The organism is Microbacterium hominis NBRC 15708 (genome assembly GCF_001592125.1).
GTDB lineage: Bacteria > Actinomycetota > Actinomycetes > Actinomycetales > Microbacteriaceae > Microbacterium > Microbacterium hominis.
This window is the reverse complement of the sequence record NZ_BCWI01000014.1, coordinates 94,790-103,918: the sequence shown is the minus strand read 5'-3', so window position 1 is coordinate 103,918 and position 9,129 is coordinate 94,790. Positions and strand designations below refer to the sequence as shown.

The window sequence follows — 9,129 nt, the reverse complement described above, 5'->3', positions numbered from 1 at the left end:
GCTAGGGCGGTGCCGCGGGTGCGCCGAGCGGCAGGGGTGCGCCGCCGACCACCGACAGCAGCAGCGGGGCGACGCCCAGCAGCAGGAAGGCGGGCAAGGTGCACACGCCCATCGGCAGCAGCAGCGACGCGCCCAGACGGGCCGCACGCAACCGGCCCTCCGTGCGTGCGGCACGGCGTTGCTCCGCGGCGCCCGCCCGGAGGAGGTCGACGGCCGGGGCGCCGGCCCGCTGCGACAGACGCAGGACCGCGCGCACGTCGGGCGCGATCCGTCCGGCGCCGGCACCCTCCGCCGTCGCCAGCGCCCGATCGATCGACACGCCCCCGGACAGGGCGATGGCGACGACTTCCGCCTGCATACCGGCGAGGCGGTCGTCGGGCTGGGCGCGCGCCACCAGGCGCTTCGTCCAGCCGCGTGCGGCGAGCATCAGCGCGATGCCCGCGACCGCGCACGCGATGCCGATCGGCTGGGTGAGCGTCGCGACGAGGTCGAAGCCCAGCGTCATGCCGAGGAGCACCGCGACGACCGGGAGCCACGTGACGAGACGCGCGGTGGCCGTCGGGTCGGCCAGCGCCACGCGCACGTCGTCGCGCGCCTCCTGGGCGCCGCGCAGCGTGTCGGCGAACCGCCGGAGGCTGGATGCGAGCGGCGCGCCGACGGTCTCCGCGACCTGCCACGCGGCGGCGACATCGACCCACGCGCCGCCCAGTGCGCGCAGCGCGGAGGAGGCGCCGGCGCCGTCGGGAGCCGTCGCGACCCGCAGCGCGACGGGATCGCCGTCCTCGGCCAGCAGCTCCCACGCCCGGCCAGGGGCGACGCCGGATTCGAGGAGGACCGACACCTTCTGGACGGTCGCGGCGGCGTCGGAGGCCTCCGCGGGCCGACGGGCGCTCACGATCCGACCTCCATGCGCAGGCGGCCGCTGTCGTCGAGCGCGGGCCGAGCGATTCCCGAGACGCGCCGGATGCCGTCGGCGCCCCGCTCGACGTGGACCACCACGCCGATGGCACTGACGACCTGACGCGCCATCGAGCGATCGTCCATGCCCGCGAGCGCGCCCAGCGCCTCCAGCCGGGCCGGAAGGTCGCGGATGCTGCCGGCATGGACGGTGCCGGCGCCGCCGTCGTGTCCCGTGTTGAGCGCGGTGAGGAGCTCTCGCACCTCCTCGCCGCGACACTCCCCCACGACGAGGCGGTCGGGCCTCATCCGCAGGGCCTCGCGGACGAGCCGCGCCAACGGCACCGCCCCGGCGCCCTCCAGATTGGGCTGTCTCGCCTCGAGGCGGACGTGGTGGGGATGCCGGATGCGCAGTTCGGCGACGTCCTCGATGGTCACGATGCGTTCCCGGGCGGGAACACGTCCCAGCAGCGCCGACAGCAGGGTGGTCTTGCCGGCCCCGGTCGCACCGGAGATGAGGACGTTCCGGCGCGCCGTCACGAGCGCGTCGAGGCGGCGGACGGTCTCGGCATCGCACAGACCGCCGCGCACGAGCTCGTCGAGATCGGGGATGCCGACCTGCGGGAGACGGATCGAGATGGCCGTGCCCGAGCACGCCACCGGCGGGAGCACCGCGTGCACCCGTGCGCCGTGCTCCCACCGGACGTCCACGAGCGGTGTGGCATCGTCGAGGTGGCGTCCGCCGACGCCGATGAGAGCGACGGCCAGCGCGCGCAGGTCGTCCGCTCCCAGGTGCCAACCCTCCACGGATTCGACGCCGCGACCACGGTCGACGAAGAGGCCGTCGACGCCGTTGATGAACACGTCCGTGATCTGCGGATCGCCCAGCAGATGGCGGAGGGGGTCGAGCGCCGGATGGTCGGGCAGCGGTCTGCGCTCCGGCCGCCGCAGCGGAGCCGCCCGTGACGCCGCGGCCGCCGCCGCATCGACCATCGGGGTCCGGCGCACGGATTCGGGAACGCGCCGGCTCTCGCGGCGACGGACGACGAACGGCTCGGACATGCCTCGACGGTAGGTGCGGCCGACGCCTGCGCTCGGGGTGGGCGGCGGCATCCGTGGACAGTGCGCGTCGGCGCGACGTTGGGGAGGAGCCTCCGCCGGAAAGAGAGAAGGCGGCATCCCATAGGGGGAGATGGGATGCCGCCACGCGACATCCCGGAATCGGGGGTGGTCGGGAGTCGCGCTGCCTGAATCGAAGTTCGGCCGGATCGAGCTTACGCAGACGCGCGGCACCACTCCAATCGAAACCGCGTGTTTCCACTGATATATCGGATGTCCGTCGCTCCCCACTTCCGGAGGTGGTGCACGTCGGAGGCCGTCGCTAGATTTCGTGAATCGTCCGGGACACGGTCCCGTCCCCGCCGCAAAGGAGCGCGCAGATGAGCAGCCAGATCGACCACTTGCTGAACGAGACCCGTCGGTTCGCCCCCTCCCCCGCGTTCGCCGCCGACGCGATCGCCACGGCCGACCTGTACGCGCGCGCGGATGCCGACCGTGAGGCGTTCTGGGCCGAGCAGGCCCGCGCGCTGCACTGGCACACCCCGTTCACCGAGGTCCTCGACTGGTCGCAGCCGCCCTTCGCCCGGTGGTTCGCCGATGGAGAGCTCAACGTCGCCTACAACTGCCTCGACCGCCACGTGGCGGAGGGCAACGGCGATCGCGTCGCGCTGCTGTGGGAGGGCGAGCCCGGCGATGAGCGCCGCATCACCTACGCGCAGCTCACCGAGGAGGTCAAGCGCACGGCGAACGTGCTGCACGACCTCGGCGTCGGCGCCGGCGACCGGGTCGCGATCTACCTCCCCATGATCCCGGAGGCGATCGCGGCGATGCTCGCCGTCGCGCGGATCGGCGCCATCCACTCGGTCATCTTCGGCGGGTTCTCCGCCGACAGCCTGCGCTCCCGCATCGACGACGCCGGCGCGAAGCTCGTCATCACCGCCGACGGCGGCTACCGCAAGGGCCGCGTGTCCCCGCTGAAGCCGGCGGTCGATCAGGCGCTCGGCGACCGCGGTGCCGGACCGCAGGAGACGGTGGAGCACGTCCTGGTCGTGCGACGCACCGAGAACGAGGTCGCCTGGACCGAGGGACGCGACATCTGGTGGCACGACGCCGTGCCGGCGGCATCCGCCGAACACGAGGCGCAGCCGTTCCCCGCCGAGAACCCCCTCTTCATCCTGTACACGTCGGGGACCACCGGAAAGCCGAAGGGCATCCTGCACACCTCGGGCGGATACCTCACCCAGGCCGCGTTCACCAACCGGGTCGTCCACGACCTGCACCCCGAGATGGATGTCTTCTGGTGCACGGCCGACATCGGCTGGATCACCGGTCACTCGTACGTGACGTACGGTCCGCTCGCGAACGGCGCGACCCAGGTGCTTTACGAGGGGACTCCCGACAGCCCGCACCCCGGCCGCTGGTGGGAACTGGTCGAGAAGTACGGCGTGACGATCCTCTACACGGCGCCCACGGCCATCCGATCGTTCATGAAGCTGGGCCGCGAGATCCCGCAGCGCTTCGACCTGTCGTCGCTGCGCCTGCTCGGCTCGGTGGGCGAACCGATCAACCCCGAGGCATGGATGTGGTACCGCTCGATCATCGGCGGCGACACCGCTCCCATCGTCGACACCTGGTGGCAGACCGAGACGGGAGCCATCATGGTCTCCGCCCTGCCCGGCGTGACCGAGACCAAACCCGGCTCGGCGCAGGTGCCGCTCCCCGGCATCGGAATCGACGTCGTGGACGACGAGGGCACCCACGTCGGCAACGGCAACGGCGGCCTCCTCGTGATCACCCAGCCGTGGCCGTCGATGCTCCGCGGCATCTGGGGCGACCCGGAGCGCTTCGTCGAGACCTACTGGGAGAAGTTCCAGGACAAGGGCTTCTACTTCGCCGGCGACGGCGCACGCCTCGACGAGGACGGCGACGTCTGGTTCCTCGGGCGCGTCGACGACGTCATGAACGTCTCCGGCCACCGGCTCTCGACGACCGAGATCGAATCGGCGCTGGTCGGCAACGAGGCCGTCGCCGAGGCGGCGGTGGTGGGCGCGTCCGACGAGACCACCGGCCAGGCGGTCGTCGCCTTCTGCGTGCTGAAGGAGTCCTTCCTCAAGGCGCACGACGCCGCGGGCATCGTCGACGTCCTGCGCCGTTGGGTCGGTGAGCAGATCGGCCCGATCGCGCGTCCGCGCGACGTGTACATCGTCACCGAGCTGCCGAAGACCCGCTCCGGCAAGATCATGCGGCGGCTGCTGCGCGACGTGGCCGAGGGACGCGAGGTCGGCGATACCACGACCCTCGCCGACACGATGGTCATGTCCACCATCCAGTCGAAGATCACGCCGACGTCGTAGGATCACCGGCCTTCCCGCGCCGGCGCATCACCAGGACGGTGCCCACGGACCCGGCGGCCGCGCACAGCAGCGCGATGCCGGCGATCAGGAGCCACGCCCACACCGGGAGCGCCGGCGTCCCGGCATCCGCCGTCGGCTGCGTCGCCTGCGGCACGTCGCCGTCGGTGAGCACCTGCGCGGCGCAGTCGGTGACCGCGACCGAGAAGTCGATCGGGTCGAACGCGGTGCCCGCCGGGTAGTTCGGGAAGGCGGCTGAGCCTTCTGCCGTGATCGTCGTGGCGGCCCCGGTCACCGTGATCGTGTCGGCGGTGCGGGAGACGTCGCCCTGCGTCAGGTCGATATCGGCGAAGGGCACCGCGACGGCCGTCACGACGTTCTCCGTGCGCCCGGCTAGAGCGTCGTCCATCGTGAGCCCCGACACGTCCAGGAGCAGTTGGGCCCGGGTCGAGTCGATGAGGCGGATGCGCGGGTTTCCGACGGTGGTGTGCAAGAGGCCGTCGTGGCCCGTGAAGGTCACCGTTCCGGTGAAGTCGACCTGACCGGTCGCCCCGGCGATGTCGGCCGTCCCGGTGCCGCCGCGCCACTGGAAGACGGGTGTGCTGTAGGCGGCGCCGTCGGCCACGGTCCACTCGCCGTGGGCGATCGAGCCGGAGATGTAGGAGCGGAACGACTCCTTGAACCCCCAGTCGAGCGACGCGTCCCGCACGGTGCAGCCGCTCATCGCGAGCGGGGCGAGAACGGTGACCGGCGCACCGAGAGCGAGCTGCGCGCCCTGGAAGGTCAGGGTGTGCTCCCCCGGCGCCAGCGTCGCCGGGAGCAGCCCGCGCCAGGCGGCGACACCGTTCTCGTCCGCGGTGAGCGCGAACTCGAGGACCACCGGGCTCGAGTACACGACGACCTTGATGTCGGTCTCGCCGGGGGCGAAGCCGCTTCCCGAGGCCGCGATCTCGCCGCCCGCGGGCACGCCGGCAGCGAAGGCGGGGTCGACCGTGAGCCCGGTGCGGGCGGGCGGGTCGGCCGGAGGGACCCACGCCGCGCCCGCGGCGGCGGACGCGACCGTCTGCGCCGGTGCGGCGGAGCCGGGCGCCGCATCCGCGCCGACGACGAAGGTGACCGCGTCCATCGCCGTGCCGGCGCCGTAGAACTGCGACGATCCGTAGGAGAACACGCCGGCGCCCGACGCCGTGAGGGTGGCGGGCACGGAGGTGTAGGCGATCGCGCCGTCCGCATCGCTGCGGGTGCCGGCAGACAGGTCGAGCGCGGCCAGCTCGGTGCGTCGACCGCCCACACTGACGATCAGCGCCCCGGCCGATGCCGAGTCGATCCGCACCTGCGGGTCGCTGAAGGTGAGGTCGAGCACGCCGGAGTGTCCGGTGAACCGCACCGCACCGCCGTAGCTCGCGGTGCCGCGCCCGTCGGCGAGGTCGCGCCCGGTCTGCCCGAAGCGGAACCGGCCGTCCGCCGCACTCGCGCCGCCGGAGACCGCGATGGCCCCCTTGGCGATCGGCCCGGTGATGTAGCTGCGGAAGGAGGACTTCACACCCCAGAGCAGGGCGCCCTCGCGGGTGGGCACGACCGTGGTCGGTGCGCTGGGCGCGATCACGGGTGGCGTGACGACGGGGACCTCGGGGGTGGTCGGGGTGGTCGGGATCGCTCCGGAGAACCCGACGGCGAAGGATGCCGGCCGCTTCGCGGCATCCATCGATCCGCCGGTCGAATAGAAGTAGGCGGCGAGATGGGTCGTCGCGTGGAAGTCGACGAACGACTGGGGCCACGACCCCCACCCGGAGCCCGACCGCACCTGCGGGGTTCCGCCGCGCGCGTCGATCTCGACGCCCGCGAAGTCCGGCGTGACGACGAAGCCGCGCTGCGCGTCGACGACGACGCCGCGCAGCGTCGCCACCGTGACGCCCGCCTGCGGCGCGACGGCCTCCTTCGGCTTGTCCGGATCGGACATGTCGCCGGCGTAGCCGGTGAGGTCGGCCGTCAGGGAGCCGACGCCGTCGGCCGAGACCTCGAGCCGGGGATGGGAGAGGGTGAACGGCACGAGCCCGTCGTAGAAGTTCACGCTCACCTCACCCGGCCAGGTGATGGTGGCCGCGCCGCTCGCATCGAGCACCGCGGTGCCGTCGGTGAATCGCATCAGCTGCGCGGCCTGCCCGCCCGCGTCGACATGGCTGCCGCGCGTGTCCCACGTCGCGGTCTCGGTGGAGCCGTCGGCGGCGCGCTGAAGGATCTCGGCGCCGTCGCCGCGCGCACGGTAGGTCGTCGTCGTCCCGTCGGAGACGCCCGCCGAGAAGTAGTTCGCGGCGCTGCCGTTGGGGGGACGGTGCTGCCATTCCGGCGCGCCGGTCCACTCGAGGACGACTCCCGTGTAGGTCGTCGTCTCGGGGACCGAGGGCCGCTCCCGCACGCTCACGCGCACCTCGGCGCTGTAGACGGTGTCGACGCTGTTCGAGAGCCGGGCGCGGTACACGGCGCCGTCGTCGCTCAACGGCGCCGCGTCGACCGTCAGCCTGCTCCCGTCGACGCCCCCGGTCACCTCGACCCAGTCCTCTCCCGAGCGGCGCTGCCAGGACACGGCGGGAGCGGGGTTGCCGGACGCGAGCACCGAGAGCTCATACGGCTGACCGGCATACACGGTCGGTGCCGTCGGCTGGGCTTCGACGATCGGCGCGGTGGTGACCCGGATCGTCGCCGGCGCGGTGGCGACGCGGCCGCCCGGGGTGGCGAAGACGGCGCGAACCTGGGTGCCGTCGGTGTTGACGGTGGCCTCGAGCGCGAGAAGCGGCGAGGTCTCCCCCGAGATGTCGGCGAACCGGGTGGCGCCGGACGGACGGATCTGCCACTGCACCTGACCGGTGCCGGTCGCCTGGAAGGCGATGGCCGTCGACGCCGTGCCGGCGGCGAGTGTGACGGCACGGTCGGCGGGGTCGGAGGTCACGACGGGAGCGATGCCCGTGAGCTCGAGGCGCTGCAGCGCCCGCCGCCCCGTCGCGGCATCCGCGACCTGCACGATGACGGAGCCGTCGGGAAGGACGGCGAACACGTCGCGGCTGAGGGCGTCGCGGGCGAATCCGGCGATCGGGATGCTGGCGACCAGGCGGTGGTCGCGGAGCACGTCGATCGCGGCCGCCGTCTGGCTGAGCACGTAGTCGAGGCCGTGCGCGGCGTCGGAGCCCGCCTGGTCCGCGTAGCCCTGGACGCCGATGCGGACGTCGTTCGCGAGCATGCGGACCGATCCCGCGATCACATCCGCGTAGCCGACGACGCCCGTCCAGTTGGCGCTGTAGAGCATCACCGCCCCGTCGGCCGCGGTCGCGGCGAGCTCGTAGGTGAAGTACTGGTTCCACTCAGCCGCATAGGGCTGCGTGGTCGGAACGGTGTCGGCGACGAAGGCCGCGGTCGCCGTCTGGGCGCTCACGACGAGGTGGCGCGCCGGCAGCGGGATGCCCTCGGCGAGCTTGCCGACGGCGAGGTAGCTGCCGTCGCGGAGCGCGACCAGTGTGCCGCCCGCCTTCGGGCCGGAGCTTCCGAACAGGTCCGCGGCGCGCTGCGCGTCGGTCGCATCGGCGGGCAGCACGATCGGCACGGAGACGAGGGCACCCGTGCCGCCTGCCGACCGCGTGAGGGTGAAGCGGTCGGCCGCGGTGCCGCGCACCTGCGTGATGACGGCGATCTCGTTCGCGACCGCGTTCCACGCCATCGCGTTGAGGGTGTACGCCGTCCCCGTGATCGTCCCCACGGTGGCCGTCTCGTAGCCGCCGCCCGTCCAGGTGAGCGCGGTCAGGGTGGCGTCGCCGCCGCGCACCCCGCCGACAGTGGTGCGCACCTGGGTGAGCACGAACACGCGGTCGGATGCCGGGTCGTTCGCGACCGCGTACACGGCGTTCGCGGCGAGCGGCACCTCGACCGCGCCGGCCGGCTGGAGGGTCACGGGATCGAGTGCGCTCACGGTCAGCGCCGTCGCCGTGCTCGTCGCCCGCTCGACGACGTGCAGCGCCGTCGCGCCGACCAACGCATCGCGGCTGGCCGGATTGACGGCGCCGACCCAGGTCGCGGCGGGCGTGAAGGCGGGCGCGCCCGGAACGCTCCAGTGCTCGCCCAGATCGGGCGCCCCGCCGGGACCGGCGTAGGTGAGCGAGACGGGATCCATCGTCGTGCCGACCGGATAGAGCGGGAAGCCGTCGCCGGCCACCGTGGGCATGGCGGGCCAGGTCGTCGTGCCGTCGCCCACGACCGGGCTCGCCCCGAGCGCATCGATCGTGGCGATCACGACGTCCTCGTAGCGCGTGATCGCGCCCCCGGGCGTGTCCCGGGAGATGCCCTCGTAGTCTCCCCGGAGCTCTTGCCTGTCGGCGGAGATGGTCAGCTGCAGCCCGGAGAACGTCGAGTCGAGCAGGCACGACGTGAAGGCGACGTTGTCGTCGCAGTACGCCGCGAAACGCACGGAGCCGCCCAGCTGCACCGTGAGCGCGTTGCCGTCGCCGAACGAGCCTGCCGTGACCGGGAAGTCGAAGGCGCCGTCCGCCGCCCGCGTCACGCCGCCGGTCATGATCACCCCGGCGCCGATGTAGTTGCGCCAGGACTCCTTGATGCCCCAGTGCACGCTCCCCGCGCCGATCTCGGCGGGGGCGGCCACGGCGGGAACCGGGGCGAGGACGGCGAGCAGTCCCGCCAGAAGGGCCAGGACGGCGGTGAACGCGGGGATGCGGCGGCGCGCGGACATGCGGAAGTACCTCGGTCGGGTGGAGGAGAAGGGGAGGACGGGTGGGGCCGATGCCGGGGCGCGCCGCAGTGGGGACACGGTCGCGGCGAC

4 protein-coding genes are annotated in these 9,129 nt (G+C 73.0%); 1 reads left to right on the top strand and 3 read right to left on the bottom strand.

Annotation, left to right across the window (positions count from 1 at the left end):
• Position 1: 1 nt before the first annotated feature.
• Both MHO01S_RS11825 and MHO01S_RS11820 read right to left on the bottom strand, forming a co-directional pair.
• Entirely contained in the window at positions 2–895 is an 894-nt protein-coding gene (locus tag MHO01S_RS11825; RefSeq protein ID WP_061782363.1) for a hypothetical protein, read from the bottom strand.
• Positions 892–1,890, bottom strand: coding sequence for a TadA family conjugal transfer-associated ATPase (locus tag MHO01S_RS11820; protein WP_371836325.1), 999 nt, complete (start codon positions 1,888–1,890; stop codon positions 892–894). The genes MHO01S_RS11825 and MHO01S_RS11820 overlap by 4 nt, the downstream gene beginning before the upstream one ends.
• A gap of 446 nt (positions 1,891–2,336) precedes the next feature.
• Here MHO01S_RS11820 and acs point away from each other — a divergent pair, with 446 nt between their 5' ends.
• Complete coding sequence (acs, locus tag MHO01S_RS11815) at positions 2,337–4,310, top strand: acetate--CoA ligase (protein WP_061782361.1); 1,974 nt, start codon at positions 2,337–2,339, stop codon at positions 4,308–4,310.
• Here acs and MHO01S_RS11810 read toward each other — a convergent pair.
• Positions 4,294–9,039, bottom strand: coding sequence for an HtaA domain-containing protein (locus MHO01S_RS11810; protein ID WP_061782360.1), 4,746 nt, complete (start codon positions 9,037–9,039; stop codon positions 4,294–4,296). The genes acs and MHO01S_RS11810 overlap by 17 nt on opposite strands.
• Between the last annotated feature and the right edge of the window lie 90 nt (positions 9,040–9,129).